Below are 26,766 nucleotides of genomic sequence, written 5' to 3'. Positions count from 1 at the left end.
CCAGGTGCCGGCCTGGCTGCTATATCTTTAAAATCGATAACAGATAGAGAAATTACCCGTTATATAGATATTCTTTGCAGGCATAAGATATCTCTACCTTACACAAGGCCAGGAGATACCTTATGCCATGCACCCAGACCCGCGCGCCTTCCTGGCGCCCGTTCAGCCAATTGGCCCACCCCCGCGAAGTGATCCGCCAGTTCACCCCCAACTGGTTCGCCGCGACCATGGGTACCGGCGTGCTGGCCCTGGCCTTTCATCAAGTCCAGGTGCCGGGGTTGGACAGCGTGGCCGAGGGCCTTTGGTGGCTGACCATCGGCCTGTTTACCCTGTTCTGCGTCCTGTACGGCGCCCGTTGGGTAATGTTCTTCGATGAGGCGCGGCGGATTTTCGCGCACTCCACCGTGTCGATGTTCTTCGGCACCATCCCCATGGGGCTGGCCACCATCCTCAACGGCGCCCTGGTGTTCGGCATGGCGCGCTGGGGTGAGGCCGTGGTGCCGTGGGTTGAAATGCTTTGGTGGCTGGACGTGGGCCTGGCGCTGCTATGCGGCGTGGCAATTCCCTACCTGATGTTCACCCGCCAGGAGCACAGCATCGACCAGATGACCGCAGTCTGGCTGCTGCCGGTGGTGGCGGCGGAGGTCGCGGCGGCCAGCGGTGGTCTGCTGGCTCCGCACCTGGCCGACGCCCACCAGCAGTTCCTGGTGGTCATCACCAGCTATGTGATGTGGGCGGTGTCGCTGCCGGTGGCGTTCAGCATCCTCACCATCCTCATGTTGCGCATGGCCCTGCACAAACTGCCGCCGGCGAACATGGCCGCTTCCAGTTGGCTGGCGCTAGGCCCGATCGGTACCGGCGCGCTGGGCATGCTGGTGCTCGGCGGCGATGCCCCTGCAGTGTTCGCCGCCAATGGCCTTGGCGGCCTCGGCGAGGTGGCACACGGGTTGGGCCTGGTGGCCGGCATCGTGCTGTGGGGCGCGGGGTTGTGGTGGTTGCTGACAGCGGTGCTGATCACCTTGCGCTACATGCGCCAGGGCATGCCGTTCAACCTGGGCTGGTGGGGGTTCACCTTCCCGCTGGGGGTGTACTGCCTGGCCACGTTGAAACTGGCTGCCTGGCTGGAGTTGGGCTTCTTCACTGTGTTCGGCCAGGTGCTGGTGGTGGCGCTGGCGCTGCTCTGGCTGCTGGTGGCCAGCCGGACCCTGCGCGGGGCCTGGCGCGGCGAGCTGTTTGTGTCGCCATGCATCGCGCAGTCTTGAGGGTGATCCAGTAGGGGCGGCTTGCCCGCTCCTACAAGTTCCTTGTGCCTATGGACATTCCCGTGCAGATTTGTGGCTTATCACGCTGAACGTGCCTCCAATGACAAAGCCCAACCAGGTACAAGGACGATGAGTCACCCCTCGCAATTCACCCTGCTCGGCAAGCGGCGCTTCCTGCCGTTCTTCATCACCCAGTCGCTGGGCGCCTTCAACGACAACCTGTTCAAGCAGTCGCTGATCCTGGCGATCCTCTACAAGCTGAGCCTGGAAGGCGACCGCTCGATCTGGGTCAACCTCTGCGCCTTGCTGTTCATCCTGCCGTTCTTCCTGTTCTCCGCGCTGGCCGGGCAGTTCGGCGAGAAGTTCGCCAAGGACCGGTTGATCCGCGCGATCAAGCTGGCCGAGATCGTCATCATGGCCATCGGCGCGACCGGTTTCGTCACCCATCATCTGGAGTTGATGCTGGTGGCGCTGTTCGCCATGGGCACCCACTCGGCGCTGTTCGGCCCGGTGAAGTACTCGATCCTGCCCCAGGCCCTGCGCGAGGAGGAACTGGTGGGCGGCAACGGCCTGGTGGAGATGGGCACTTTCCTGGCGATCCTGGCCGGGACCATCGGCGCCGGGATGCTGATGTCCTCCAGCCAGTACGCGGTGCTGGCCGCCGCCGGGGTGGTGGGCACTGCAGTGCTGGGCTACCTGGCCAGTCGCTGGATCCCCCGCGCCGCCGCCGCCGCGCCGCAGATGAAGCTGGACTGGAACCTCTTCAAGCAGTCCTGGCTGACCCTGCGCCTGGGCCTTGGCCAGACCCCGGCGGTGTCGCGCTCGATTGTCGGCAACTCGTGGTTCTGGTTCGTCGGTGCCATCTACCTCACGCAGATCCCGGCCTACGCCAAGGACTGGCTGCACGGCGACGAGACCGTGGTGACTCTGGTGCTGACCCTGTTCTCGGTGGGCATCGCCGTCGGTTCGCTGCTGTGCGAGCGCCTGAGCGGACGCAAGGTGGAGATCGGCCTGGTGCCGTTCGGCTCGTTCGGCCTGACCCTGTTCGGCCTGCTCTGGTGGTGGCATTCGGGGGATGTGCCGGTCGGCGTCGTGCCCCATGACTGGCTGGCGTTGCTGGGCATGGGCCAGGCCTGGTGGATCATGCTGTCGATCGTTGGCCTGGGCATCTTCGGCGGCTTCTACATCGTGCCACTGTACGCGCTGATCCAGGCACGCACGCCGGAAGACCAGCGGGCCCGGGTGATTGCCGCCAACAACATCCTCAACGCGCTGTTCATGGTGGTGTCGGCGATCATCACCATCGTCCTGCTGAGCCTGGCCAAGCTGAGCATCCCGCAGCTGTTCCTGGTGGTGTCTTTGCTCAATATCGCGGTCAACGCCTACATCTTCCGCATCGTGCCGGAATTCACCATGCGCTTCCTGATCTGGCTGCTCAGCCACTCGATGTACCGGGTCGAGCACCGCGAGCTGCAGCGCATTCCCGATGAGGGCGCGGCGCTGCTGGTGTGCAACCATGTGTCGTTCGTCGATGCGCTGTTGATCGGTGGGGCGATCCGTCGGCCGATCCGTTTCGTCATGTACTACAAGATCTACAATTTGCCGGTGCTCAATTTCGTGTTCCGCACCGCTGGCGCCATCCCCATCGCCGGGCGTGGCGAGGACGAGGCCACCTACGAGCGTGCCTTCGCCCGTATCGCCCAGTACCTGGCCGACGGCGAGCTGGTGTGTATCTTCCCCGAAGGCAAGCTGAGTTCGGACGGTGAGATCGATGTGTTCAAGGGCGGGGTGAACCGCATCCTGCAGGAGACGCCGGTGCCGGTGATTCCGCTGGCGTTGCAGGGGCTGTGGGGCAGTTTCTTCAGTCGTGACCCGAACAAGGGTTTCTTCAAGCGCCTGTGGTCGCGGGTGACCCTGGTGGCCGGCGCCGCCATCCCGGTGGAGGCGGCGCAGCCCGAGGCGCTGCGCGAGCAGGTGAGCCTGCTGCGCGGCGACGTTCGCTAATGGAAACGGAGGGAGGTCAGCTGGCGCTGACCTTCAGGCCGACCAGGCCGGTGATGATCAGGGCGACACTGGCCAGGCGGATGAGCGCCATGGATTCGCCGAACAGGATGATCCCGGCGATCACCGTGCCGACCGCGCCGACACCGGTCCAGATGGCATAGGCGGTGCCCAGCGGCAGTTCCTTCATGGCCAGGCCCAGCAGGCCGAGGCTGATGACCATGGCGCCGACGGTGAGAATGGTCGGCAGGGGGCGGGTGAAGCCGTCGGTGTACTTGAGGCCGACAGCCCAGCCGACTTCGAACAGGCCGGCGAAGAACAGGATGATCCAGGACATGGTAAGTCTCCATCGATTCAATGATGGGGCCGTCCCCGGTATGTTCACGCACAGCGTCGTGAGGCCGTCCTCACAGTGCGCACTATACTGCACATTTGCCGCGGGCGAGGCAAGCGTGACGGATCAATGGTGCTTGTACCGGCCATCGTCACTGGCTGGCCGGTACGCATGTACACCTACGTCAAGACCAGCTCAGGATGGGCCAGCCATTGGTCTGCGCATGCTCGCGCAGCACCGGGTCCGGGTTCACCACGTGCGGGTGATCGACCTTCAGCAGCAGCGGCAGGTCGTTGCGTGAATCCGAGTAGAAACTCGCGCCCTCCAGGTTTTCCTGTTCCTGGTCCAGCCACTCCAGCAGGCGGGTGATCTTGCCTTCGCGGTAGGTGAGCACGCCGTGGGTCTTGCCGGTGAACACGCCGTTGACCGCCTCCAGCTCGATGGCCAGGTACTCGTCGACGCCCAGGCGCGCCGCGATCGGTCCGACCAGGTGGGTGCCGCTGGCCGAAATGATCAGGATCCGGTCGCCGCGCTTGCGGTGTTCGGCGATGCAACGGCAGGCGTCGCCGTAGATGATCGGCTCGATCACATCTTCCACCCAGGGCTCGACCAGGTGCTCGACCTCTTCCAGGGTACGCCCGGCGATGGGCTCCAGGCTGAAGGCCATGTAGTCCTCCATCGCCAGGTGGCCCTTGCCGTAGGCTTCCATCAGCTCATGGTCGCGCTTGAGGAAAGCCTTGCCGTCCACCCAGCCCAGCCGGGCCATCTGCTCGCTCCAAAGCGACGCGCAGTCGCCGTGGATCAGGGTTTCGTCCAGATCGAAGATTGCCAGTGCCATGCGTTGATGCTCCTTAGGCCACTTCCCGTAGCGCCGTGGGGTCGATCGACAAGGATACCCGCTGCCCGTCCGCGTGCAGGTCGGCCGCGCAGCGGTTGAGCACGTCGACCACCAGCTCGACGTCGCGCACCCGCACCCGATAACGGATGACGTTGCCCAGCAGGCTGTGGCTGAGGATCTCGCCGTCCAGTTCGCCGTTCAGGCCCAGGGTGATGGATTCCGGGCGGATTGCCAGGCGTCCGCTGACCGGGCGTTGCAGCAGGCGGCTGGCGCTGTCGGCGTCGAGCAGGTTGTAGTTGCCGATGAAGCCCGCGGCGAACAGGTCCACGGGCGCGGTGTAGAGGGTCTCGGCATCGCCGCTCTGGACGATGCGGCCCTGGTTCATCAGGACGATGCGGTCCGACATGGTCAGCGCCTCTTCCTGGTCGTGGGTGACGAAGATGGTGGTCAGCCCCAGCTCGCGCTGGATGGCGCGGATCTGCTCGCGCAGGTGCTTGCGGATGCGCGCATCCAGCGCCGACAGCGGCTCGTCGAGCAGCAGCAGGCGCGGGCGGGTGACCAGCGAGCGGGCCAGGGCCACGCGTTGGCACTGGCCGCCGGACAGCTGGTGCGGGTAGCGCCCGGCGAAGCTGCCCAGCTCCACCAGGTCGAGTACTTCGCGCACCCGCGCCTGGCTCTCGTCGGCCTTGACCTTCTGCATGCGCAGGCCGAAGGCGACGTTCTGTTCCACGGTCATGTTGGGGAACAGCGCGTAGCTCTGGAACACCATGCCGATGCCACGCTTCTGCGGGCTCAACGGCACGATGTCCTGGCCGTCGAGCAGGATCCGCCCGCTGTCCACCGGGGTCAGCCCGGCGATGCAGCGCAGCAGCGTGGACTTGCCGCAGCCGGAGGGGCCGAGCAGGGTGACGAACTCGCCGCGCTCGATCTGGCAGTCGATGTTCTCGAACACCGGGCTGCCGGCGTAGCTCTTTTGCAGTTTCTGTACGCTGACGAAGCTCATGTCAGGTCTTGTCCTTGTTCAGGCGGTTGGCGACCCAGGTCAGCACCAGCACGAAGGCGAAGTAGGAGATGACCAGCGCGCTGTTGAAGTGGCCGCTGCTGTTGCGCATGTTGTTCAGGTACACCTGCAGGGTCTCGTAGCGGGTGCCCACCAGCAGGTTGGCGAACACGAACTCGCCGAACAGGAACGAGAACGACAGCAGCAGCGCCACCATCAGGCCCTTGCGCAGGTTGGGCAGCACCACCAGGAACGCCGCCTGCCAGGTGCTGGCGCCGAGCAGCTGGGCAGCGTCCATCAGGTCGCGCAGGTTGATGGCCTGCAGGTTGTTGGTGATGGCTCGATACATGAACGGCAGGGCGATGGTGAAGTAGCAGCCGATCAGGATCCATGGCGTGCCGACCATGGCCATCGGCCCGCTGCCGTACAGCTGCAGCAGGCCCACCGACGACACCACCGGCGGCACGGCGAACGGCAGCAGGATGAGGACGTTCATCAGCGCGTCGAGCTTGGGGAAGTGGTAGTGCACCACGAACAGCAACGGCAGGATCAGCAGCACCGACAGCAGCAGCGCGCCGACGCATACCAGCAGCGACTGGCCGAAGGCGGCGAGAAAGCGCGGCTCGCTCCACAGTGCGACGTACCACTTGAAGGTCAGCCCGCTGGGCAGCAGGGTCGCCGACCAACTGGTGGCCAACGAGTAGAGCAGGGTGCCGGCCAGCGGCAGCAGCAGGATCAGGAACAGCAGGTACACCACCACGCGGTGGTAGAGCCCGCCAGCGTTGTTTTCAGCGCGCATGGTAGCTCCTCTTGAGCAGCCATTGATGGACCACCGTGACCACGGTCATCAGGCCCACCAGCACCATCGCCAGGGCGCTGGCCAGGTTCGGGTCGAGGCTGATGTCGCCGGCCACCAGGCCCGCGATGCGGATCGGCAGCACGTTGAAGTTGCCGGTGGTCAGGGCGTAGACAGTGGCGTAGGCGCCGAGGGCGTTGGCCAGCAGGATGACGAAGGTGCCGAGCAGCGCCGGGGTCAGCACCGGCAGGCCGATATGCCGCCAGAACTGCCAGTGGCTGGCGCCGAGCAGTGCGGCGGACTCGCGCCAGTCCTCGCGCAGGGCGTCGAAGGCCGGGTAGAGCAGCAGCACGCCCAGGGGGATCTGGAAGTAGGTGTACACCAGGATCAGGCCGGTCTTGGAGTAGATGCTGAAGTCGCCGAGCAGGCCCATCTGCTTGAGCAGCAGCGTCAGTGCGCCATTGAAACCGAGCAGGATGATGAAGGCGAACGCCAGGGGCACGCCGGCGAAATTGCTGGTCATGTTGGCGAAGGCGCTGACGAAGTCGCGCAGTTTCGAGTCGACCTGGCGCAGTGAATAGGCGCCCAGGGTGGCGATGACGATGCCGAACAGGCTCGACCAGAAGCTGATCTCCAGGCTGCGTTGCAACGCCTGCAGGTAGAACTTCGAGGCGAAGACCTTGCTGAAGTTGGCCAGGCCCCAGCCGCTTTCGCCCTGCAGACTGTTTAGGGCGACCCAGGCCAGCGGCGCGACCTGGAAGATGATGAAGAACACGGCGAACGGCAGCAGGCAGAGCAGGGCCAGGTAGCGGCCGCGATGGCTTGCATTCACTTGAGCAGCTCCCGGCAGACCGGTTTGTCGTGGGCGGCGCCGAGCAGCTCGCAGATCGTGCCGCACAGCTCGGTCTGCAACGGCTTGGCCGCGGGATCGAGGCTGAACGCCTCGCCGAACACGAACAGCGGCACTTCGCGTTCCTCGGCCAGCAGGCCGTTGTGCGAGCGGTCGTTGTTCATGCCGTGGTCGGCGGTGACCAGCACCTGGTAGCCCTCTTCGAGCCAGCGCGGCAGGTAGTCGGCCAGCAGGATGTCGGCGCTGCGGGCGGCGTTGCGGTACTGGCTGCTGTCCAGGCCGTGGCGGTGGCCGGCGTCGTCGATGTTCATCGGGTGCACCAGCAGGAAGTTCGGCGCATGGCGGCGGCGCAGGTATTCGGCGTCGGCCAGCAGGTGCGAGTCGGGGTAGTGGTCTGCGTAGTAGAACAGGCCGTGCTGGATCGGCAGCTTCGGCGCGTGGGTATGGCGGTCGCGCAGGGGGTCGAAGGGTGAGCGGTTGTACAGCTCGCTCATCCAGTGATAGGCCGCGGCGGCAGTGCCCAGGCCGGCCTCGCGGGCGTAGTGGAACACGCTGCGCTGGTTGGACAGGCGGTTGACGTTGTTATGGACGATGCCGCTGTCGATCGGCGGCACGCCGGTGAGGATGCATTCGTACAGCGGTCGCGACAGTGACGGCAGCTCGCACTCCACCCGGTACAGCGCGGCGCGGTCGGCCTCGACGTAGGCGTGCAGGTGGCCCATGGCATGGTGCGCGACCTGGTGGTTGAGGCCGTCGAGCAGGACCAGGATGACGTTGTGGTTCATTTATGACTCCGAAAAAGCGGGGAGGGCTTTGCCCTCCTTTCGCGACGCAAGGCCGCTCCCACAGAGGTAGTGCAAACCTCTGGGGCGACGTGGGCCCTGTGGGAGCGGCCTTGCGTCGCGATGGGCTGCGCAGCTGCCCCGGGTTGGCCCAGCCTTACTCCATCTCGATGATCACCTGCTCCTGCCACTTCTGCGGCAGGGCCTTGGAGGTCGCTTCCCAGGCTTCGGCGTTCTTGATCGGCTGGGCGGCCTTGTACTGCTCGTTGGGCAGCAGCTTGGCCTGCACGTCCGCTGGCAGCTTCAGGTGCTCGGCGCGGATTGGCCGGGCGTGACCGATGGCCAGGTTGGTCTGCCCGGCATCGCTGAAGATGTACTCACGGGCAAGCTTGGCCGCGTTCGGGTGCTTGGCGTATTTGTTGATGATGGTGGTGTAGCCGGAGGTGATCGAGCCGTCCGATGGGATCAGCACCTCGAAGCGTTTCGGGTCGATCTGGTCGCGGTAGCTCAGGCCGTTGAAGTCCCATACCACGCCGACTTCCACCTCGCCCTTCTCGAGGGTCTGGATGGTCGGGTTGGCCAGCGACAGGCGCTTCTGCTGGGCCAGCTTGGTGAACAGCTGCAGGCCCGGCTCGATGTTGCTCTCGTCGCCCTTGTAGGCGATGGCGGCGGCGAGCACGCCGTTGGCGGCCTGGGCGGCGGTGCCGACGTCACCGATGGCGACCTTGTACTTGCCCTTTTCCAGGTCGTGCCAGGTGGTCGGGCGTTCGCCTTCCTTGACCAGGTCCTTGTTGATGATGAAGGCGATGGTGCCGGTGTAGGCCAGCGCCCAGTGGCCGTCCTGATCCTTGGCCCACGCCGGCACCTGGTCCCAGGTGCTCGGCTTGTAGGGCTGGGTGACGCCCTTGGCGACCGCGATCGGACCGAAGGCGGCGCCGACGTCGCCGATGTCGGCGCTGGCGTTGTCCTTCTCGGCGTCGAACTTGGCGATCTCCTGGGCTGAGCTCATGTCGGTGTCGCTGTGCTTGAGGCCGTATTTTTTCGCCAGGTCGTCCCAGGTGCCTTTCCAGTTGGCCCAGGCATCGGGCATGCCCACGCTGTTGACGGTGCCTTCCTTGCGGGCGGCGTCTTCAAGGGCCTTGAGGTCCTGGGCCATGGCCGAGGTGCAAAAAGCGATGGCCGAACCGAGCAGTGACGCCATGAACAACTTTTTCATCCGAAGCTCCTTTGGTGGGTGCCTTGCATTCGTTGTTATGAACAGAAGCGGTGCTTGCGAACCCCTGGTCTAGGTCAGCAAACCTTGAGCCAAGGTAGGCCTGTTGCGTGACAGTTTGATGTAAGAAGAAGGAGTGGGTGGCAGGCCGATGGCTCTCGGGATACAGCGTAGACCACATCGAAAGCCTTGAATCGCGTGGCCTGGCCCGGATCTGGCAAGTCCCTGGGCGAGGCTTTGTCACAGGATGTTCATCAGCCTTGCCTAGGCTTGTAGCCATCGCCACATGCCCCTTTATGGGGCTGGACTAGTCCAGATAGGTAACCTTTGATGCAAGCGACGCCACCGCGCGCGGTAACAGCCATCTGCCATGCCCTGCAGGAGCAGATCGAACACGGCCTGCTGGCCCCCGGCGGCAAGCTGCCGGCCGAGCGTCGGCTCAGCGAAGTGTTCGACACCACGCGCATCACCCTGCGCGAGGCACTGGTGCAGCTGGAGGCCCAAGGGCTGATCTACCGCGAGGAGCGCCGTGGCTGGTTCGTCGCGCCCGAGCGTCTGACCTACGACCTGATCGAGCGCAGCCACTTCCATGCGATGGTGCGCGACCAGGGGCGGGTGCCGAGCACCGAGTTGCTGTCGGCACGCCTGCAACCGGCCTCGGCGGCGATCTGCGCGCGCCTGCGCCTGCCGGCGTTGTCCAGCGTGGTGCGGATCTGCCGTTTGCGGCGCATCGATGGGCGGGCGGTGCTGTACGCCGAGCACTATCTCAACCCGCGCTACTTCCCGGGGATCCTCGAGCTGGACCTGGCCCGGTCGCTGACCGAGATCTATGCGCGGGAGTACGCCATTCACTATGGGCAGGTGTGCTTCGAGATCCTGCCGACCGCGTTGCCAGTGGCGGCGGCAGGGGCGCTGAAGGTCTCGACGGGCAGCCCGGGCTTGCACATCACCCGGGTCAACAGCGACCAGCATGGGCATCTGATCGACTGTGACCTGGAATACTGGCGGCACGATGCGATCCGCATCCGCGCCGAGGCGGGTTAGGGGCGCGAAGCGGCCCTAACTGCTAGCGCCTCCGGTCTCAGCCATGCCGCCACCGCCAGCCGTCACCACCTGCACTGACAGCCGTGGCGTCGCCAGGTCCAGACCGGCTTCATCGAGCTGCCGCTTCAAGGCCAGGTTGAACGCCCGCGACACCTCCCACTGCTTGATCGGCGCGGTCTTGAACCGCGCCCGCAGGATCGCCGAGCCCGACTCGAAGCTCTCCACCCCCTGCAATTCCAGCGGCGACCAGATGTTGCGGCGCATCAGCGGGTCGTTGCGCAGCTTCTGGCCCACTTCGCGGATCAGCGTGATGGCCTGGTCGATGTTCATGCTGTGCGGGATGGCCACGCGGAAGATCGCGTAGCCGAACTCCCGCGAGTAGTTCTTGATGCTCTTGATCTCGCTGAACGGGATGGTGTGCACGATGCCGTCGATGTCCCGCAGGCGCACGGTACGGATGGTCAGGCCTTCGACCGTGCCCAGGTGGCCGCCGACGTCGACGTAGTCGTCGATGGCCAGCGAGTCCTCGATGATGATGAACAGCCCGGTGATCAGGTCGGCCACCAGCGACTGGGCGCCGAAACCGATGGCCAGGCCGATGACGCCGGCACCGGCCAGCAGCGGGGTGACGTTCATGCCCATGTTGGCCAGGGCGACGATCACCGCGATGATGAAGATCACCACGAACATCACGTTGCGGATCAAGGGCATCATGGTCTGTGCCCGGGCGTTGGCCAGTCCGCGGCGCGAGCGCACCAGGGCATGGTGCACGGCGGTGTCGGCGAGGATCCACACCAGCCAGGCGACGATCAGCGTGCCGGCCAGGCCCAGCAGGCGCAGGCTCACTTCATGGCCGTCGCCCTCGGCGAAGCTGATCATCGAGCGGCCCCAGACGCGCAGGCCCAGCTCGATGAACACCAGCCAGATGAACAGGTGCACCAGCACGTAGCCGAAGTTGCGCAGGCGTTCGGTGTAGACCGCCTGGCGCTTGTTGGCGCGCCGGGGTTTGGCGGCGTGGCGCCGCACCAGACCGTTGAGCACCATGCACACCACTACCAGCACCGTGCACATCAGCGACTGGCGCAGGGCAGTGCTGGTGTCGCCGGCGGAAACGAAGGTGGCGAACAGCGAGATCGCCACCAGGATCAGCGCCGGGAGGTACCAGAAACTGCCGAGCAGCTCGATGGTGTCGCTCAGGGTGCGCCGGGTCAGGCGTCGGGACAGGGGCTGGTTGCGGATCAGGTGGGCGATCGGGCGGCGAAAGCGCAGGATGAACAGCCCAGTGCACAGCGCCGCGACGACATTGGCCAGGGTGGCCAGGGCGTGGGCCAGGTGGCTGCCCAGGGCAGTGGTCAGGCGTGGGTCGCTCATCGCCTCGCCGAACGCGGCGAAGCTGCCGATCAGCCACAGCGGGCGGAACGCCTGGTGCCGCAGGATATGCAGGGCGCGGTGGCGATGCGGGCCGTCGAGCAGCGAGAAAGCGATCACGCAGATCGCCGAGAACAGTGTGCCGACCACCAGTGCGTAGGCCAGCACCATGGCCATCGACTTGCCCAGCGAGGAGGGCAGGGCGAAGCTCAGGTACACGGTGAACACCAGCGCCACCAGCCACGGTCCCAGCTTGCGCAGGGCGAAGCGCACCAGGTCCCAGGTACGCGGGTGCTGGGGCAGTTCCTCGGTCAGGCCGAAGCGCAGGCGCACGCGGTGGCCGATCCAGTTGAAGGTGTAGGCCAGCAGGCTCCAGACCAGGATCACCCCGGCAAAGCCGAACAGGATCGCCGGCCACTGGTGCACCGGCACCACCAGCGCGGCCAACTCATCCTGCGCCTGGTCGATTTCCAGCGACCAGCGCTTGAACGGACTGGCATCGCCGCTGAACTGCTGCTCGAAATCGTGCAGGGCGCCACCGATCAGGCCGAGCACGCCCTGTTCGACCGTGGGTTGCGCTTGTTTGCTGGCGTCGCGCAGCTTCTTCAGATCGGCCAGCAGCTTGGCCCGTTGCTGGTCGTTCTCCAGGCTGTTGATCACCTCGTCCAGCGACTTGCCCAGCGGTTCGCTGGCTTCGGGCTGGGCGGGTGTGCTGGAACCGAGCAGGCCCGGCAGGCCGGCGGCGTGCACCGGGGTGATGAACAGCAGGAATAGCAGCGTGATGCAACGCAGGAGGGCTGGCACCGGAAACTCTACCTCAGGTCAAACGTTTGCCCGAGTGTAGTGGTTTACGACGGCAGTTTCTCGAGGATCTTCCAGCAGGTGAGGCCGAAAATGCCGAGGGTGCCGATCCACATCATCAACACGCCGACATTGCGCTCGCGCAGGCTGAAGCCGATGGTCAGCAGCATCAGGAACAGGAACACCGGCACGAACAGGGACAGGAACGGCGATGACATGAACAGCATCCTTCTGTTTTGGGGGCCATGTATCAAGCATAGCGCTTTGCAAGCGAGGCGGATTGACCGGGGGCAGGCGGTGGGCAAGTCGCATCGGCACACCGCCGCTCCCACAGGTCCGCGTGGGAGCGGGTTGGCCGTCAGGGTAGTTCGCGGCTGCGGTAGAAGGCGCTGAGCACCTTCACCAGGTGCGCCAGGTCATGGCTGCCGCACAGTTCGCGAATCGAGTGCATGGCGAAGGTCGGCAGGCCGATGTCGACCGTGCGCACGCCCAGGTGGCTGGCGGTGATCGGGCCGATGGTCGAGCCGCAGCCCATGTCACTGCGCACCACGAAGCTCTGCACCGGCACTTCCTCGGCCATGCACAGGTGGCGGAAGAACCCAGCGGTTTCGCTGTTGGTGGCGTAGCGCTGGTTGTTGTTGACCTTGATCACCGGGCCGGCGTTGAGCTTGGGCCCGTGGTTGCCGTCGTGCTTGTCGGCGTAGTTGGGGTGCACGCCGTGGGCGTTGTCGGCCGAGACCATCAGCGAGCGCTGGATGGTGCGCACGTAGTCGTCGCCTTCGGGCAGCAGGCGTTGCAGGGTCTGCTCGAGCATGGGGCCGTCGGCGCCGCAGGCCGAGCAGGAGCCGACTTCCTCGTGGTCGTTGCACACCAGCACGCAGGTCTCGTCGCTGTCGGCACCCAGCAAGGCCTGCAGGCCGGCATAGCACGACAGCAGGTTGTCCAGGCGGGCGGCGGCGATGAAGTCGCCGTTCAGGCCGATCAACGCGGCGTCCTGGGTGTCGTAGAAGCTCAGCTCGTAGTCGAGCACCACGTCGGCGTTGAGGTCGTGCTCGCGGGCCAGTTGCTCGGTGAGCAGGGCGCGGAAGTCGACGCGCTCGTCGCCGGCCACCTGGGCCAGGATCGGTGGCAGCTCGGTCTGCGGGTTGATCTGCCAGCCTTCGTTGGCGGTGCGATTGAGGTGGATCGCCAGGTTGGGGATTACGGCGATCGGCAGCTTGAAGTCGATCAGCTGGCTTTCCACCTTGCCATCACGGCGGAAGGTGACCCGGCCGGCCAGCGACAGGTCGCGGTCGAACCAAGGGGCAAGCAGGGCGCCGCCGTACACTTCCACGCCCAGTTGCAGGAAGCCCTGGCGTTGCAGCTCGGGCTGCGGCTTGACCCGCAGGCATGGGCTGTCGGTGTGGGCGCCGACCATGCGGATGCCGCCCAGCAGCGGCGAGAGCTTGCCGAGCTTGATGGCGATGATCGAGGAATCGTTGCGGGTCACGTAGTAGCGACCACCGGGCACGGTGGCCCAGCTGTCGCGTTCGTCCAGACGCTGGTAGCCGGCGGCCTCGAGGCGCTGCGCGAGGCTGGCGGTGGCATGGAACGGCGTCGGGGAGGCCTTGAGGAATTCGATCAGGCCGGCATTCAGGGCATCGCGCATAAGTCACTCCAGACAGCAGTGGCGCGAGTTTAGCGTAATTGCTCGAAAATTTGTGCCGGCCCTGTTGCTGGCACTATACGGCTTGAGTAATCAGAACGGCGCCGGACACTCGAACTTCAGGCGTTCGCCAGATACCGGGTGGGTGAAGCTCAGCATCGACGCATGCAGGCACAGCCGCTCATGGGCCGCCAGCGCCTCGGGGTTGGCGTACAACCGGTCGCCCAGCAGCGGGTGGCCGATCGACAGCATGTGCACGCGCAACTGGTGCGAGCGCCCGGTGATCGGTGTCAGCTCGACCCGGCAATGATCGGCGCAGCGTTCGACGATGCGCCAGAAGGTCAGGGCGTGCTTGCCCTGTTCATGGTCGACCACATGGCGCGGCTTGGTCGGCGGGTCATAGCGCAGCGGCAGGTCGATGCTGCCGCTGTCCAGGGTCGGTTGGCCCCAGCACAGCGCGGTATAGGCCTTTTCGGTCTCGCGGTCGTGGAACTGGCGCGACAGCTCGCGGTGGCTGTCGGCGTCGCGGGCGAGCAGGATGATCCCCGAGGTTTCCCAGTCCAGGCGGTGGACGATCAGGGCATCCGGGTAGCCGTTTTCCTGCAGGCGGGTGATCAGGCAGTCCTTGTTGTCCTCGGCGCGGCCCGGCACCGACAACAGCAGGGTCGGCTTGTTGATCACCAGGATGGCGGCGTCTTCGTGAAGGATCTGGATGTTCGACAGCGGCATGTTCAGGTGTTCTCTGCAAAGCATTGTGGGAGCGGGCTTGCACCGCGACGGCCATTGGAGGCAATCGCGGGGCAAGCCCGCTCCCACAAGGTAACCCTGAGCTACTGAAAGATCAGCGCTCGGGCAGGGTGATGTTCAGCTCCAGGATCGAGCAGCTGCCCTGGTTCTCCAGCGCCACCTGCACATCGTCGTTGCCGATGTTGACGTACTTGCGGATCACCTCGACCAGCTCCTTCTGCAGGGCGGGCAGGTAGTCCGGGGTGCTGCGCTGGCCGCGCTCGTGCGCCACGATGATCTGTAGACGCTCTTTCGCTACCGACGCGCTGGTCTGTTTCTGTCTGCCACGAAAGAAGTCAAAAAGGTTCATGGTTTACTTGCCTCCAAACAGACGCGCGAAGAATCCTTGCTTCTGCACGTCGATGAACCGCAGGGGCTTCTCTTTGCCCAGCAGACGGTCGACGGTGTCACTGTACGCCTGGCCGGCATCGCTCTGGTCGTCAAGGATGACCGGGATGCCCTGGTTGGAGGCCTTGAGAACGGCTTGCGACTCGGGAATCACACCCTTGAGCTTGATCGCCAGGATCTCTTCGACGTCGGCGATGCTGAGCATTTCGCCCTTCTCGACGCGCTCAGGGTGGTAACGGGTGATCAGCAGGTGTTCCTTGATCGGCTCCTCGCCGTTCTCGGAGCGGCGCGACTTGCTCGACAGGATGCCCAGCATGCGGTCGGAGTCGCGTACCGAGGACACCTCAGGGTTGGTCACGACGATGGCTTCGTCGGCGAAGTACATTGCCAGGTGCGCGCCTTTCTCGATACCGGCCGGCGAGTCGCAGATGACGTAGTCGAAGGTTTCCTTCAGCTCCATCAGGACCTTTTCCACGCCTTCCTGGGTCAGGGCGTCCTTGTCGCGGGTCTGGCTGGCGGCCAGCACGAACAGGTTCTCCAGGCGCTTGTCCTTGATCAGGGCCTGCTGCAGGTTGGCCTCGCCGTTGACCACGTTGACGAAGTCGTACACCACGCGGCGCTCGCAGCCCATGATCAGGTCGAGGTTACGCAGGCCGACGTCGAAGTCGACGATGACAGTCTTGTAGCCGCGCAGTGCGAGGCCGGTACCGATGGCGGCGCTGGTGGTGGTCTTGCCCACACCCCCCTTGCCGGAAGTGACGACGAGAATCTTGGCCAAGGTGTTTCACCCCTAAATAAACGGGACGCGTGTCCCTGCAAATACAAAAAACGGCAACGGGAAAAAAGTTGCGCTAAAAATGCCGGCAAGTATCCGTTAAAGACGGGTGATGTTCAACACGTCGCCGGACAGGCTGACCTGCACGCCCGAGCCCCACAGCGGGTCGCGGCGCAGGTCTTCGCACACTTTGTACTGGCCGGCGATGGAGACCATTTCCGCGGTCATCTGCTGGCAGAAGATGCGCGCCTTGGTGTTGCCCTTGATACCGGCCAGGGCGCGGCCGCGCATGGCGCCGTACACATGGATGTTGCCATCGGCGAGAAGTTCCGCGCCGGGGCTGACCGAGCCTGTCACCACCAGGTCGCCGCCCTGGGCGTAGATCTGCTGGCCGCCGCGCACCGGCGAGGTGATGATGCGGGTCGGGCGGACCTCGGGTTCGGCCGGCGCCGGTGGCGGAGCTGGCGCGGGTTCGGGCTTCTTCGCTTCCGGTTCGGGCTCGAGCGGGCGTTCACGGGCACCCGACGGCGGCAGCACCGGCAGGTCGATGGCGATCGCCGCGGCGATGTCCTCGATGCGGCTGGCGCGGATCGCCAGGGTGCGCAGGCCATGGTGACGGCACACGCGCATCAGCCCGGGCAGGTCGATGGCGCCCGAGTCATGGGGCAGCTTGTCCAGGGCCAGCACCAGCGGGGTGTTGCTGAAGAAATTCGGCGCCTGCGCCACCTTCGCCGCCAGCTGGCGGTCGAGGGATTCGAGGTCGTTGCGCGCCAGTTCCAGCACGGTGATGGCAAGCATGCTGCCCTTGAGCTGGAACACGGGGGCGTTGTCGGGTGTCTGGTTGGGGCTCATGGTCTGCATAGACGGCTTGTTGCGAAAAAAGTGCCCTGACTTATAGCGATAAGACCGATTGCCCGCAACCGATGTAGAATGCCGGGCTCATGTCTTGCCGGAAGCTTCAATGGAACGCCCGCGTTTTCGATCCTCTTTCCTCCACCCGCGATTCTGGGGGCTGTGGCTGGGCCTGGGCCTGCTGTGGCTGGTCGCCCAACTGCCGTACCGTGCCCTGCTGGGCCTGGGCCGCGCCCTGGGCGCGGTGATGTACCGGGTAGCCGGCGAGCGCCGGCGCATTGCCGCGCGCAACCTCGAGCTGTGTTTCCCCGAACTGTCCGGCGACGAACGGCAATATCTGCTCAAGGAAAACTTCGCCTCCACCGGCATCGCCTTCTTCGAGATGGCCATGAGCTGGTGGTGGCCAAAGGCCCGGCTGGCGCGCCTGGCCCACATCGAGGGCATCGAGCACCTGCAGGCCGCCCAGCGCGAAGGCGAGGGCGCCATCCTCATGGCCGTGCACTTTACCACCCTGGAGATCGGCGCCGCGCTGCTGGGGCAGGCCCACACCATCGACGGCATGTACCGCGAGCACGGCAACCCGGTGTTCGACTTCGTCCAGCGCCGCGGTCGCGAGCGCCACAACCTCGATTCACTGGCCGTGGAGCGCGACGACGTGCGCGGGATGCTCAAGCTGCTGCGCAAGGGCCGGGCGATCTGGTACGCGCCGGACCAGGACTATGGCATCAAGCAGAGTATCTTCGTGCCGCTGTTCGGCATTCCCGCGGCCACCGTCACCGCCACCACCAAGTTCGCCCGGCTGGGCAAGGCCCGGGTGATTCCGTTCACCCAGCGGCGCCTGGAGGACGGCAGCGGCTATCGTCTGGTGGTGCATCCGCCGCTCGCTGACTTCCCCGGCGAAACCGAGGAGGCCGACTGCCTGCGCATCAACCAGTGGGTAGAGGGCGTGCTGCGCGAGTGCCCGGAGCAGTACCTGTGGGCGCACCGGCGCTTCAAGTCGCGGCCCGAGGGCGAGCCACGGCTGTACGACAAGAAGAAAAAATGACACTGGGGCCGCGTGGTAGCGGGCTGGCCCCGCGATAGGGCGGTCACTGGCAAGCACTGATTCCAGGGAGGAGCAATGACCTCAACCACCGGCCTGATCCTCTCCGGCGGCGGTGCCCGCGCGGCCTACCAGGTCGGCGTGCTGGCCGGTATCGCCGAGCTGCTGCCCCCTGGGGCGGCCAATCCCTTCCCGGTGATCGTCGGCACCTCCGCTGGCGCGATCAATGCCGTCAAGCTGGCCAGCGGGGCTACCCGCTTCGCCGAATCGGTGCAGCACCTGACCGCCTTCTGGCAGAACTTTCGCAGCCACCTGGTGCTGCGCAGCGACTGGCCCGGGGTGATCCGCCAGGCCAGCCGCTTCGTCGGCCACAGCCTGCTGGGGCTCGGCGGCCAGGTGCCGGTGGCGCTGCTCGACAGTCGCCCGCTGCGCCGCCTGCTGCATGAGCACCTGGACCTGGACGGCATCGCCCACTCCCTGGCGGCCAATCAGTTGCGCGCCATTGCCGTGACCGCCTTTGGCTACGAGTCCGGCCAGGCGGTGACCTTCTACCAGGGGCGCGACACCATCGAGCCCTGGCTCCGCCACCGGCGCATCGGCATGCCCACGCCGTTGACCATCGACCACCTGCTGGCCAGCTCGGCGATTCCGCTGTTGTTTGCGCCGGTGCGCCTGGGCGATGAGTTCTTCGGAGATGGCGCGGTGCGCCAGTCGGCGCCGATCAGCCCGGCGCTGCACCTGGGCGCCAGCCGCGTGCTGGTGGTCGGCGTCAGTGGCAACCCCCAGCGCCCGGCGCCGCCCTTGCCCACCCAGCGCGTGTTCAGCGGCCAGCAGCCGAGCCTGGCGCAGATCGGCGGGCATATGCTCAACAGCACGTTCATCGACAGTCTCGAGGACGATATCGAGTTGCTGCAGCGGCTCAACCATCTCAGCCACCTGATGCCGGCGCACCTGGACGCCCGGCGCCTGGGGCTGGCGCCGATCGAGGTGCTGGTGGTGGCGCCCAGCCAGCCGCTGGACGAGATCGCCGCCCGTCATCGGCGCGAGCTGCCAGCGGCGCTGAGGCTTTTCCTGCGTGGGCCTGGCGCTACCAAGACCAGCGGTGCGGGGGTGCTGAGCTACCTGCTGTTCGAGGCGAGCTATTGCAGCGAACTGATCGAGTTGGGGCGCAAGGATGCGTTGGCCAAGAAACGGGAGCTGTGTCAGTTCCTCGGACTGCCTGGCTGAACACTCATGTGGGAGCGGCCTTGCGTCGCGATAGGGCTGCGAAGCAGCCCCAGGATGTGTGCCCGGTTCAAGATTGCCGGGGCCGCTTTGCGGCCCTTTCCGACCGGTCCGACGCCTCGGCAAGGCCGCTCCCACAGCGCTTATTCGGCGATCTGCAACTTGCGCGCCTGGGTATACACATACCGTAGCTTCTCGTATTCGAACGGCGAGTTGGTCTGCCCGTAGCGGAAGTTGGTGCTGTAGCGCTTGTCCACCGCCCGCAGCACGGTGAGCTCCGGGTGGTCGCTGGCGGTGTCGGGCACGTTCAGGTAGTTGATCTCCTTCTCCCCCACGTAGTCGACCACCAGTCCGGTGGTATCGCGCAGGTTCGATGGCCCGAGGATCGGCAGCATCAGGTATGGCCCGTCCGGTACCCCGTAGAAGCCCAGGGTTTGGCCGAAGTCCTCGCTCTGCCGGGGCAGCCCCATCTTGGTCGCCGGGTCCCACAGGCCGCCGACACCGATGATGGTGTTGAACATCAGCCGCGCGGTGATTTCCGCTGAACGCTTGGGCTTGAGCTGCAGCACGCTGTTGAACAGGTTGGGCACGTCGCCCAGGTTGTTGAAGAAGTTGCTCACCCCGGTGCGCACGAAGCTGGGGGTGACGTAGCGGTAGCCATCGACCACCGGCAGGAACACCCACTGGTCGAAGCGGTAGTTGAAGTGGTAGATGCGCCGGTTCAGCGACTCCAGCGGGTCGTAGATGTTCAGCGCGGCCAGGGTCGAGCGTTCGAACTCGCGCTGGTCCAGGCCGGGGTTGAACTTGAGTTCGCGCAGCGGATCGACGAAACCGTCGGCCTCCACGGTCAGGGTTTCGGTCTTGTCGGCCTCGACCACGCTGGCACGCGGCGCGACTTCCTCGGCCAGGGCGCAGCCGCTGGCGAGCAGGGCGGTGACGAGCAGCAGTCTGTTAACCACGGAAGAACTCCAGCATGGCGTCGCTGTTGACGCGGTAGTTGAGGTTGCCGCAATGGCCGCCATGGGGGTAGAGCGTCAGCCGTTCGCCGAACACCCGGCGCAGGAAACCGATGTCGCCGGGGCCGAGGATCACGTCGTCGGCGTTATGCATCACGGCGATCTTGGGGCTGGCGCGCAGGTAGTCCTCCAGCGCGTACAGGCTTACCTGGTCGACCAGTTGCAGCAGGCTGTTGCCGTCGGTGCGCGCCCGCCACATGGGGATCACCTGCTCGGTCAGATAGCAGTCGAAGTCGCATTGCAGCGCCCGTTTGAAGAACGGCTCCAGGCTGCTGCCCTCGGTAATCGGGAACTTAGGCGGAATGATCAGGCCACGGCGGTTGATCAGGTCGGAGGTGAAGGCAATGTCGGCGGCCGAGAAGCGGAACGAAGTGCCGATGAGCATGGCCATCTGTTCATTGGACAGGTGTTGGCGCGACTTCTGGAAGTCATACAGCAGCGCTTCGTTGAGGTCGATGTAGCCCTTGTCCTGGAAGTAACGGGTCAGTTTCTCCAGCATCAACTCATAGAAGGTGGTGCTACGGTCGATGCCCTTGACCCGGGTCTGCACCAGCTTGTCCAGGTTGGTGATCGAGGTGTACAGGTTGACCGGCGGGTTGAGCAGCAGCACGCGCTTGAAGTTGAAGCTCTGGCGGGTTTCGTCGAGCTTGCTGACGAACGCCGCGTCCAGCGCCCCGAGGCTGTAGCCGGTGAGGTAGTACTCGCTGACCGGCAGGCGTGCCTGCTGGGCGCGCACCGCCTGCATGACCCGGTACAGGTCCTTGGCGTCCTCGCTGGTTACCCCGGGAGTGGCGAAGCGCGAAGCGGCGCTCATGAAGTCCCAGCTGGTCGGCGATGACAGCTGCACCACGTGGTAGCCGGCCTGGTAGAACAGTTTCTTCAGGTACTCGTTGATGCTGCTGGAGTAGGGCGCGCCGGTACCGGCGATCAAGAAGATCAACGGCGCCTCGTGGTCTTGCTTGGCCAGGCGGTAGCGCAGTTTCTTCACCGACCAGAAGTTGTCGGGCAGGGTGAACTCGCGCTCCGGGCGCAGGGTAAGGCTGTAGTCGGCCTGGTCGATATCGTCGTCGCTGGGCAGCGTCGGGCGCTGTTCAGGCGGCGTGGTGGCGATGGTCGCCTCGAACGGGTTGGTCAACGGATAGCCGTAGCTCGCCGCGTCGATATCCCGCGCCGATGCGGCCGCAGCCAGGAGCAGGCCGCCGAGCAGGGCGGCGAGGCGCAAAGATCGAAGCATGTAGTCCCCCAAGGAAAACGCAAGGTCGTGCATTACGCAGGCTAGGACCACGGCGTGTTGGACAAAGTTGCCCGTTGCCCTGTCGTTCGTCGCACAAGATGTTGCCGCGCCGGACAACATTTGTCTTGTGCAACATAGCTGCAGGGCCATGATTTTGCCTTGTCGCGGCCCGTGGGCGATCATGCAATGCTTAGATTACCGCTATTGGAGATCCGCATGGCGCGTTGGTGGCCAGTCGTTGCCCTGTTGCTGTTCCTGCCCTTGTGGCTGGCCGCCAGTTATGGCGTGCGTTATGGGCTGATGGAGGATGCCCGGTGGGTCGGGCTGTGCAGCGTGCCGGGAGAGGTCTGGCAATGCCAGGCGCGTTCGCTGCTGGGCTTGGGGATACATTTCCAGGCCATTGCCTGGGGGGCATTGGGGTTGGCGTTGCTCAGCCAACTGACGCCTGGCCGAGGCGGGTGGTGGCTGGCGGCGCTGGCGCTGCTGTTCGGGATTCCGGCACTGGTGCTCTATACCGCGAGCATCGCGGTGTTTGCCGTGGTATTGGCGGGATTGCGGCTGGTCCGGCAAGCCGGCTCTCACAGAGCATGACGCCTGGCCTGTGGGAGCCGGCATGCCGGCGAATCGAGGACGAAGTCCTCGCAATCGGTTCACGCCAAGCGCAGTTTGAGGCTTCGCCATAACGCGCCAGCCATCAACACGCTGACCACCGCCCAGCCCCATGCCTGTCGATTCGCCAACCCTTCCTGGAACAACTGCGGTGCCACTCCAGCGCCCACGATAAAGGCCAGCAACGCCACCTCCGCCCGCCGCGCCGGCACCGGTCGCAGCAGATAGACCACCGCCGGCAACAGCAACGCCGCGCTGGGAAAGCTGCGATAACGCGGGTCGAACACCATCGCCAGCATGCTCACTGCCGCGGCGAATCCCGCCGCCAGCAACCAGGTGCCCGCGTGCGCCTCGAGCCAGGTGAACAGCCGCTGGCGCCAGCCGTCTGGACGAGCCAGGGCCAGTGCGCCGTGGGCCAGCACCAACAGGTTCAAGCCAGCCAGGGCACCCGCCCACAGCCACTCCCCGACAAAGCGGGCATTGGTGCGCATCAGTTCCCCCCACAGCCCCAGGCTGCCGGCACCCAGGGCCGCCAGCAACGGCAGCAGCAGGGCGGCACGGCGGCTTGCCGGGCGCCCGGCCAGGGTTAGGGTCGCCAGCATCAGCAACACGCTGGCCAGCAACCACTGCGGCCACAACGCCAGGTTGCTCACCGGCCCTTCGAGCACGCCCTTGTCCTGGCGGTCGGCATCGTATAGCCCCCAGTAGCCGCCCACGGCGCCTTCGCTGGCACGTTTCCAGGGCTGGTCGAATGCCTCGATCAGGTTGTAGCGCCAGCCGTTGGCTTCGGCCAAGGCGACGAAGCCGCGGATGAAACGCGCCTCGTTGACCCGGCTCGGCTCGGCGGTTTCGCGCTGGCGTCCTTCGCTGGGCCAGCCGGTCTCGCCGATCAGGACGTCCTTGGGCGCGAAGCGGTTGCCGAATACCTGGCGCACCTCGGCCACATGGGCCAGCGCCGCATCGATGCCACGCGGGTCGTCTTCCCAGTAGGGCAACAGGTGGATGGTGAGGAAGTCCACCGCCGGTGCGATCTGCGGGTGTTGCAGCCAGAATTCCCAGACGTCGGCGTAGGTCACCGGCACCTTGACCTGGCTTTTCACTTTCTCGATCAGCCCGGCCAGGCGCTCGCCGGTGACTTCCTTGCGCAGCAGCGCCTCGTTGCCGACGATCACCGCGCTGACCACGTCGGGGTTGGCATTGGCCGCGGCGATAAGCCGTTCGACTTCCTTGTCGGTGTCCACCGGGTTGGCGTTGACCCAGGCGCCGAGCATCACCTTCAGGCCATGCTTGCGGGCCAGCGCCGGGATTGCCTCAAGGCCGGTCATCGAATAGGTGCGGATGCACTGGAATCGCTCGCTCAGCAACGCCAGGTCGGCGTCCATGCGCGCCGGGCGTAGGCGAAACGGCTGGTCGAACGGCGACTGGTCCTTGTCGAAGGGGGTGTAGGACGCGCACTGCAGCTTGTGCGTCGGGCTCGCCGCATCAGGCAGGTGCACCGGCTTGCCGAGGCCGTACCAGAGCGCCCACAGGCCGCCAAGGGCGAGCAGGCAGGCGAGCAGGTACGCAGGCAGGAGCAGTCGGGTGTTACTGGGCATCGGGCAGTCCGTCGTCAAGCACAAAGGGCTAGATGATAGCCGCAAATGACCGGCGCCAAGCCTTTGGCATGCAAGGATCGCGCAGGTCGATCGAGTGTCATGGCGTTAATGGCACAGTGCTGTCGCTGATCGTTCGCTGGAGGTCGCTGACAGAGCAGGTCGTGCGCGGGGGCAGGTCGATGATGCTCTCTCCAAGACCTGACGAGGGATGCTTTGATGGCGACTTTTACAAGAGTACGACGTTTCCTGAGTGTGGGCGCCGCCCTGGTATTGACCATGAGCACTGCGCAGGCCATGGCCAAGGAAGTGAGCATCGGTTACGTGGATGGCTGGTCGGACAGCGTGGCCACGACCAACGTGGCCGCCGAAGTGATCAGGCAGAAACTCGGCTATGACGTGAAGCTGCAGGCCGTGGCCACCGGGATCATGTGGCAGGGCGTGGCCACCGGCAAGCTCGATGCCATGCTTTCGGCCTGGCTGCCGGTGACCCATGGCGAGTACTGGGCCAAGAACAAGGACAACGTCGTCGACTACGGACCGAACTTCAAGGATGCCAAGATCGGCCTGATCGTCCCCGAGTACGTCAAGGCCAACAGCATCGCCGACCTCAAGACCGATGCCAGCTTCAAGAACAAGATCGTCGGCATCGATGCCGGCTCCGGGGTCATGCTCAAGACCGAGCAGGCCATCAAGGACTACGACCTGACCGGCTACAAACTGACGGCCAGTTCCGGCGCGGCGATGACCGCCGAGCTGGGCCGCTCCTACGCCAAGCAGCAGTCCATCGCCGTGACCGGCTGGGTGCCGCACTGGATGTTCGCCAAGTGGAAGCTCAAGTTCCTCGAGGATCCCAAGGGCGTGTACGGCGCCGCCGAGACGGTCAACAGCATCGGCAGCAAGGAGCTGGCGAGCAAGGCGCCGGAAGTGGCCGAGTTCCTGAAAAGGTTCCAGTGGCAGTCCAAGGACGAGATCGGCGAAGTGATGTTGGCGATTCAGGAAGGCGCCAAGCCGGAGGCCGCCGCCAAGGACTGGCTGGCCAAGCATCCGGAGCGGGTCAAGGAGTGGACCGGCAAGTGATGGCTTGAGATGGGGCTGCCGTGCAGCCCTTTCGCCGGCAAGCCGGCTCCCGCAGTGTCGGCGCAGATCCCCTGTCGGAGCCGGCTTGCCGGCGAAAAGGGCGCGCAGCGTCCCCAGGATTTGTTACCGATCTTGCAAAACACCGTTGCATCTAAGACTAAGGTCGTCTGGTTGGCGTCCAGCGGCAGCATAAAGTTGGAGTCGGGTTCTCCCTACTCTGTGCTGCTAGGACAAAAACAATGAACGACAGCATTTACCAATCGATACAGAACAGTCCGCGCTTCAAGGAACTGGTCACCAAGCGTGAGCGCTTCGCCTGGATTCTCTCGGCGATCATGCTCGGCCTGTACTGCGCCTTCATCCTCCTCATCGCCTATGGCCCGCACGTGCTGGGCGCCAAGCTCAGCCCCGATTCGTCCATCACCTGGGGCATTCCCCTGGGCGTCGGCCTGATTGTCTCGGCCTTCGTGCTCACCGCGCTCTACGTGCGTCGCGCCAACGGCGAGTTCGATGAACTGAACAAGGCCATTCTCGAGGAGGCCAAGCAATGATCCGTCACGCCAAAGCCCTGGCCGTCCTGGCCTGCGGTGCCTTCGCACCCGCCGTGTGGGCCGCCGATGCCCTGACCGGCGAGGTGCAGAAACAGCCGCTGAACGTCTCGGCGATCGCCATGTTCGTGGCTTTCGTCGCCTTCACCCTGGGCATTACCTACTGGGCCTCCAAACGCAACAAGTCGGCGGCCGACTATTACGCCGCCGGCGGCAAGATCACTGGCTTCCAGAACGGCCTGGCGATCGCCGGCGACTATATGTCGGCGGCCTCGTTCCTGGGTATTTCCGCGCTGGTGTTCACCTCGGGCTACGACGGTCTGATCTACTCCATCGGCTTCCTCGTCGGCTGGCCGATCATCCTGTTCCTGATCGCCGAGCGCCTGCGCAACCTGGGCAAGTACACCTTTGCCGACGTGGCCTCGTATCGTCTCGGGCAGAAGGAAATCCGCACCCTGTCGGCCTCGGGCTCGCTGGTGGTGGTGGCGTTCTACCTGATCGCGCAGATGGTCGGTGCCGGCAAGCTCATCGAGCTGCTGTTCGGCCTGGACTACCACGTGGCGGTGATCCTGGTGGGCATCCTGATGTGCCTGTACGTGCTGTTCGGCGGCATGCTCGCCACCACCTGGGTGCAGATCATCAAGGCGGTGCTGCTGCTGTCCGGTGCCAGCTTCATGGCGCTGATGGTGATGAAACACGTGGGCTTCGACTTCAACACCCTGTTCTCCGAAGCGATCAAGGTGCATGCCAAGGGCGAGGCGATCATGAGCCCGGGCGGCCTGGTCAAGGATCCGATCTCGGCGTTCTCGCTGGGCTTGGCGCTGATGTTCGGCACCGCGGGCCTGCCGCACATCCTGATGCGCTTCTTCACCGTCAGCGACGCCAAGGAAGCGCGCAAGTCGGTGCTCTACGCCACCGGTTTCATCGGCTACTTCTACATCCTGACCTTCATCATCGGCTTCGGCGCGATCCTGCTCGTCAGCACCAATCCCGACTTCAAGGACGCCGCCGGCGCCCTGATCGGCGGCAACAACATGGCGGCGGTGCACTTGGCCGATGCCGTGGGTGGCAGCGTGTTCCTCGGCTTCATCTCGGCAGTGGCCTTCGCCACCATCCTGGCGGTGGTCGCCGGCCTGACCCTGGCCGGTGCCTCGGCGGTGTCCCATGACCTGTACGCCAGTGTCTGGCGCAAGGGCAAGGCCAACGACAAAGACGAGATCCGCGTGTCGAAGATCACCACCATCGCCCTGGGCGTGCTGGCGATTGGTCTGGGCATCCTGTTCGAGAAGCAGAACATCGCCTTCATGGTCGGCCTGGCCTTCTCCATCGCCGCCAGCTGCAACTTCCCGGTGCTGCTGCTCTCGATGTATTGGAAGAAGCTGACCACCCGCGGCGCCATGATCGGTGGCTGGATGGGCCTGATCAGCGCGGTGGGCCTGATGATTCTCGGCCCGACCATCTGGGTGCAGATCCTCGGTCACGAGAAAGCCATCTACCCGTACGAGTACCCGGCGCTGTTCTCGATGATCATCGCTTTCGCCGGCATCTGGTTCTTCTCGGTTACCGACAAGTCCAAGGCTGCCGAGAACGAGCGCGCGCTGTTCTTCCCACAGTTCGTCCGCTCGCAGACCGGCCTGGGAGCCAGTGGCGCGGTATCGCACTGATACCTTGAGCTGAACACACAATGCCCCGGCCTATGCCGGGGCATTGTGCTTTCAGAGTTGTC

At 65.1% G+C, this 26,766-nt stretch carries 26 protein-coding genes; 9 read left to right on the top strand and 17 right to left on the bottom strand.

Annotated features, from left to right (window positions below):
- The first annotated feature begins 122 nt into the window (after nt 1-122).
- Together AC25ND_RS22250 and AC25ND_RS22245 are read left to right on the top strand one after the other, a co-directional pair.
- Nucleotides 123-1,262: a TDT family transporter gene (locus AC25ND_RS22250; RefSeq protein WP_186596702.1), complete on the top strand. Its 1,140-nt coding sequence runs from the start codon at nt 123-125 to the stop codon at nt 1,260-1,262.
- A 129-nt stretch (nt 1,263-1,391) separates the two neighbouring features.
- Nucleotides 1,392-3,266 (top strand): MFS transporter, encoded by a 1,875-nt coding sequence (locus tag AC25ND_RS22245; RefSeq protein WP_186596700.1) that lies wholly within the window; start codon nt 1,392-1,394, stop codon nt 3,264-3,266.
- 16 nt (nt 3,267-3,282) lie between these two features.
- Here AC25ND_RS22245 and sugE read toward each other — a convergent pair whose 3' ends face one another.
- From sugE to AC25ND_RS22210, 7 genes are all read right to left on the bottom strand, one after another.
- Nucleotides 3,283-3,600, bottom strand: coding sequence for a quaternary ammonium compound efflux SMR transporter SugE (gene sugE / locus AC25ND_RS22240; protein ID WP_028690878.1), 318 nt, complete (start codon nt 3,598-3,600; stop codon nt 3,283-3,285).
- Nucleotides 3,601-3,781: 181 nt separating this feature from the next.
- Nucleotides 3,782-4,435, bottom strand: coding sequence for an HAD family hydrolase (locus AC25ND_RS22235; RefSeq protein ID WP_028690877.1), 654 nt, complete (start codon nt 4,433-4,435; stop codon nt 3,782-3,784).
- 13 nt (nt 4,436-4,448) lie between these two features.
- Nucleotides 4,449-5,438, bottom strand: coding sequence for an ABC transporter ATP-binding protein (locus AC25ND_RS22230; protein ID WP_186596696.1), 990 nt, complete (start codon nt 5,436-5,438; stop codon nt 4,449-4,451).
- A 1-nt stretch (nt 5,439) separates the two neighbouring features.
- Nucleotides 5,440-6,234 carry an ABC transporter permease gene (locus tag AC25ND_RS22225; RefSeq protein ID WP_062361447.1) on the bottom strand — a complete coding sequence of 265 codons (795 nt, stop codon included), beginning with the start codon at nt 6,232-6,234 and terminating at the stop codon, nt 5,440-5,442.
- Nucleotides 6,224-7,063 (bottom strand): ABC transporter permease, encoded by an 840-nt coding sequence (locus AC25ND_RS22220; protein ID WP_062573165.1) that lies wholly within the window; start codon nt 7,061-7,063, stop codon nt 6,224-6,226. Before AC25ND_RS22220 ends, AC25ND_RS22225 begins: the two co-directional genes overlap by 11 nt.
- Nucleotides 7,060-7,866, bottom strand: a complete 807-nt coding sequence (locus AC25ND_RS22215; protein ID WP_028690873.1) for an alkaline phosphatase family protein — start codon at nt 7,864-7,866, stop codon at nt 7,060-7,062. Before AC25ND_RS22215 ends, AC25ND_RS22220 begins: the two co-directional genes overlap by 4 nt.
- Nucleotides 7,867-8,020: 154 nt before the next feature.
- A complete protein-coding gene (locus tag AC25ND_RS22210) occupies nt 8,021-9,079 on the bottom strand; it encodes an ABC transporter substrate-binding protein (RefSeq protein WP_062361452.1) in 1,059 nt (352 codons plus the stop codon).
- Between the two features lie 327 nt (nt 9,080-9,406).
- Between AC25ND_RS22210 and AC25ND_RS22205 the strand changes: the two genes are divergently transcribed.
- A complete protein-coding gene (locus tag AC25ND_RS22205) occupies nt 9,407-10,120 on the top strand; it encodes a UTRA domain-containing protein (protein ID WP_069017451.1) in 714 nt (237 codons plus the stop codon).
- Between the two features lie 15 nt (nt 10,121-10,135).
- Here the strand turns inward: AC25ND_RS22205 and AC25ND_RS22200 are convergent, their stop codons facing one another.
- The 7 genes from AC25ND_RS22200 to minC form a co-directional block, all read right to left on the bottom strand.
- Nucleotides 10,136-12,292, bottom strand: a complete 2,157-nt coding sequence (locus AC25ND_RS22200; RefSeq protein WP_186596694.1) for a mechanosensitive ion channel family protein — start codon at nt 12,290-12,292, stop codon at nt 10,136-10,138.
- A gap of 44 nt (nt 12,293-12,336) precedes the next feature.
- On the bottom strand, nt 12,337-12,507 hold the full coding sequence (locus AC25ND_RS22195; protein ID WP_167388396.1) for a hypothetical protein: 171 nt from the start codon (nt 12,505-12,507) through the stop codon (nt 12,337-12,339).
- Between the two features lie 140 nt (nt 12,508-12,647).
- Nucleotides 12,648-13,937: a M18 family aminopeptidase gene (locus tag AC25ND_RS22190; RefSeq protein WP_028690868.1), complete on the bottom strand. Its 1,290-nt coding sequence runs from the start codon at nt 13,935-13,937 to the stop codon at nt 12,648-12,650.
- A gap of 90 nt (nt 13,938-14,027) precedes the next feature.
- Nucleotides 14,028-14,663 (bottom strand): RluA family pseudouridine synthase, encoded by a 636-nt coding sequence (locus AC25ND_RS22185; protein ID WP_028690867.1) that lies wholly within the window; start codon nt 14,661-14,663, stop codon nt 14,028-14,030.
- A 112-nt stretch (nt 14,664-14,775) separates the two neighbouring features.
- Complete coding sequence (gene minE / locus AC25ND_RS22180; protein ID WP_011532731.1) at nt 14,776-15,030, bottom strand: cell division topological specificity factor MinE; 255 nt, start codon at nt 15,028-15,030, stop codon at nt 14,776-14,778.
- Between the two features lie 3 nt (nt 15,031-15,033).
- Nucleotides 15,034-15,846: a septum site-determining protein MinD gene (gene minD, locus AC25ND_RS22175; RefSeq protein ID WP_028690866.1), complete on the bottom strand. Its 813-nt coding sequence runs from the start codon at nt 15,844-15,846 to the stop codon at nt 15,034-15,036.
- 96 nt (nt 15,847-15,942) lie between these two features.
- The gene (gene minC, locus AC25ND_RS22170; protein ID WP_028690865.1) at nt 15,943-16,704 is read right to left on the bottom strand and encodes a septum site-determining protein MinC; all 762 of its coding nucleotides are present in this window, start codon (nt 16,702-16,704) and stop codon (nt 15,943-15,945) included.
- 100 nt (nt 16,705-16,804) lie between these two features.
- Between minC and AC25ND_RS22165 the strand changes: the two genes are divergently transcribed.
- Entirely contained in the window at nt 16,805-17,740 is a 936-nt protein-coding gene (locus AC25ND_RS22165) for a lipid A biosynthesis lauroyl acyltransferase (protein ID WP_062573171.1), read from the top strand.
- A gap of 75 nt (nt 17,741-17,815) precedes the next feature.
- On the top strand, nt 17,816-18,964 hold the full coding sequence (locus AC25ND_RS22160) for a patatin-like phospholipase family protein (protein WP_028690863.1): 1,149 nt from the start codon (nt 17,816-17,818) through the stop codon (nt 18,962-18,964).
- 140 nt (nt 18,965-19,104) lie between these two features.
- Here the strand turns inward: AC25ND_RS22160 and AC25ND_RS22155 are convergent, their stop codons facing one another.
- Both AC25ND_RS22155 and AC25ND_RS22150 read right to left on the bottom strand, forming a co-directional pair.
- Nucleotides 19,105-19,920 (bottom strand): MlaA family lipoprotein, encoded by an 816-nt coding sequence (locus tag AC25ND_RS22155; RefSeq protein ID WP_028690862.1) that lies wholly within the window; start codon nt 19,918-19,920, stop codon nt 19,105-19,107.
- Nucleotides 19,913-21,211, bottom strand: a complete 1,299-nt coding sequence (locus tag AC25ND_RS22150; RefSeq protein WP_028690861.1) for an alpha/beta fold hydrolase family protein — start codon at nt 21,209-21,211, stop codon at nt 19,913-19,915. The genes AC25ND_RS22155 and AC25ND_RS22150 overlap by 8 nt, the downstream gene beginning before the upstream one ends.
- Nucleotides 21,212-21,427: 216 nt before the next feature.
- Here AC25ND_RS22150 and AC25ND_RS22145 point away from each other — a divergent pair, with 216 nt between their 5' ends.
- Nucleotides 21,428-21,802: a hypothetical protein gene (locus tag AC25ND_RS22145; RefSeq protein ID WP_028690860.1), complete on the top strand. Its 375-nt coding sequence runs from the start codon at nt 21,428-21,430 to the stop codon at nt 21,800-21,802.
- Nucleotides 21,803-21,861: 59 nt separating this feature from the next.
- On the opposite strand, the gene AC25ND_RS22140 is transcribed toward AC25ND_RS22145, so the two are convergent.
- Nucleotides 21,862-23,415, bottom strand: coding sequence for a glycoside hydrolase family 17 protein (locus AC25ND_RS22140; protein WP_069017453.1), 1,554 nt, complete (start codon nt 23,413-23,415; stop codon nt 21,862-21,864).
- 216 nt (nt 23,416-23,631) lie between these two features.
- Between AC25ND_RS22140 and AC25ND_RS22135 the strand changes: the two genes are divergently transcribed.
- From AC25ND_RS22135 to AC25ND_RS22125, 3 genes are all read left to right on the top strand, one after another.
- On the top strand, nt 23,632-24,492 hold the full coding sequence (locus tag AC25ND_RS22135; protein WP_028690858.1) for a glycine betaine ABC transporter substrate-binding protein: 861 nt from the start codon (nt 23,632-23,634) through the stop codon (nt 24,490-24,492).
- 239 nt (nt 24,493-24,731) lie between these two features.
- A complete protein-coding gene (locus AC25ND_RS22130) occupies nt 24,732-25,043 on the top strand; it encodes a DUF485 domain-containing protein (protein WP_028690856.1) in 312 nt (103 codons plus the stop codon).
- The gene (locus AC25ND_RS22125; RefSeq protein ID WP_028690855.1) at nt 25,040-26,704 is read left to right on the top strand and encodes a cation acetate symporter; all 1,665 of its coding nucleotides are present in this window, start codon (nt 25,040-25,042) and stop codon (nt 26,702-26,704) included. Before AC25ND_RS22130 ends, AC25ND_RS22125 begins: the two co-directional genes overlap by 4 nt.
- Nucleotides 26,705-26,766 lie beyond the last annotated feature (62 nt).

Source organism: Pseudomonas sp. P110(2024), from assembly GCF_057480795.1.
Note: the sequence above shows the minus strand (reverse complement) of the source record. Positions and strands in the feature narration are given on the sequence as shown.

What these genes read in the sequence shown, in the direction of transcription:
- AC25ND_RS22125 (WP_028690855.1), top strand. Translation starts at nt 25,040, where the DNA reads ATGATCCGTCACGCCAAAGCCCTGGCCGTCCTGGCCTGCGGTGCCTTC.
- AC25ND_RS22160 (WP_028690863.1), top strand. Translation starts at nt 17,816, where the DNA reads ATGACCTCAACCACCGGCCTGATCCTCTCCGGCGGCGGTGCCCGCGCG.
- AC25ND_RS22245 (WP_186596700.1), top strand. Translation starts at nt 1,392, where the DNA reads ATGAGTCACCCCTCGCAATTCACCCTGCTCGGCAAGCGGCGCTTCCTG.
- AC25ND_RS22230 (WP_186596696.1), bottom strand. Translation starts at nt 5,438, where the DNA reads ATGAGCTTCGTCAGCGTACAGAAACTGCAAAAGAGCTACGCCGGCAGC.
- AC25ND_RS22250 (WP_186596702.1), top strand. Translation starts at nt 123, where the DNA reads ATGCCATGCACCCAGACCCGCGCGCCTTCCTGGCGCCCGTTCAGCCAA.
- AC25ND_RS22190 (WP_028690868.1), bottom strand. Translation starts at nt 13,937, where the DNA reads ATGCGCGATGCCCTGAATGCCGGCCTGATCGAATTCCTCAAGGCCTCC.
- AC25ND_RS22140 (WP_069017453.1), bottom strand. Translation starts at nt 23,415, where the DNA reads ATGCCCAGTAACACCCGACTGCTCCTGCCTGCGTACCTGCTCGCCTGC.
- AC25ND_RS22235 (WP_028690877.1), bottom strand. Translation starts at nt 4,435, where the DNA reads ATGGCACTGGCAATCTTCGATCTGGACGAAACCCTGATCCACGGCGAC.
- AC25ND_RS22205 (WP_069017451.1), top strand. Translation starts at nt 9,407, where the DNA reads ATGCAAGCGACGCCACCGCGCGCGGTAACAGCCATCTGCCATGCCCTG.
- AC25ND_RS22130 (WP_028690856.1), top strand. Translation starts at nt 24,732, where the DNA reads ATGAACGACAGCATTTACCAATCGATACAGAACAGTCCGCGCTTCAAG.
- AC25ND_RS22185 (WP_028690867.1), bottom strand. Translation starts at nt 14,663, where the DNA reads ATGCCGCTGTCGAACATCCAGATCCTTCACGAAGACGCCGCCATCCTG.
- AC25ND_RS22215 (WP_028690873.1), bottom strand. Translation starts at nt 7,866, where the DNA reads ATGAACCACAACGTCATCCTGGTCCTGCTCGACGGCCTCAACCACCAG.
- sugE (WP_028690878.1), bottom strand. Translation starts at nt 3,600, where the DNA reads ATGTCCTGGATCATCCTGTTCTTCGCCGGCCTGTTCGAAGTCGGCTGG.
- AC25ND_RS22210 (WP_062361452.1), bottom strand. Translation starts at nt 9,079, where the DNA reads ATGAAAAAGTTGTTCATGGCGTCACTGCTCGGTTCGGCCATCGCTTTT.
- AC25ND_RS22165 (WP_062573171.1), top strand. Translation starts at nt 16,805, where the DNA reads ATGGAACGCCCGCGTTTTCGATCCTCTTTCCTCCACCCGCGATTCTGG.
- AC25ND_RS22195 (WP_167388396.1), bottom strand. Translation starts at nt 12,507, where the DNA reads ATGTCATCGCCGTTCCTGTCCCTGTTCGTGCCGGTGTTCCTGTTCCTG.
- AC25ND_RS22150 (WP_028690861.1), bottom strand. Translation starts at nt 21,211, where the DNA reads ATGCTTCGATCTTTGCGCCTCGCCGCCCTGCTCGGCGGCCTGCTCCTG.
- AC25ND_RS22145 (WP_028690860.1), top strand. Translation starts at nt 21,428, where the DNA reads ATGGCGCGTTGGTGGCCAGTCGTTGCCCTGTTGCTGTTCCTGCCCTTG.
- AC25ND_RS22135 (WP_028690858.1), top strand. Translation starts at nt 23,632, where the DNA reads ATGGCGACTTTTACAAGAGTACGACGTTTCCTGAGTGTGGGCGCCGCC.
- minE (WP_011532731.1), bottom strand. Translation starts at nt 15,030, where the DNA reads ATGAACCTTTTTGACTTCTTTCGTGGCAGACAGAAACAGACCAGCGCG.
- AC25ND_RS22225 (WP_062361447.1), bottom strand. Translation starts at nt 6,234, where the DNA reads ATGCGCGCTGAAAACAACGCTGGCGGGCTCTACCACCGCGTGGTGGTG.
- minC (WP_028690865.1), bottom strand. Translation starts at nt 16,704, where the DNA reads ATGCAGACCATGAGCCCCAACCAGACACCCGACAACGCCCCCGTGTTC.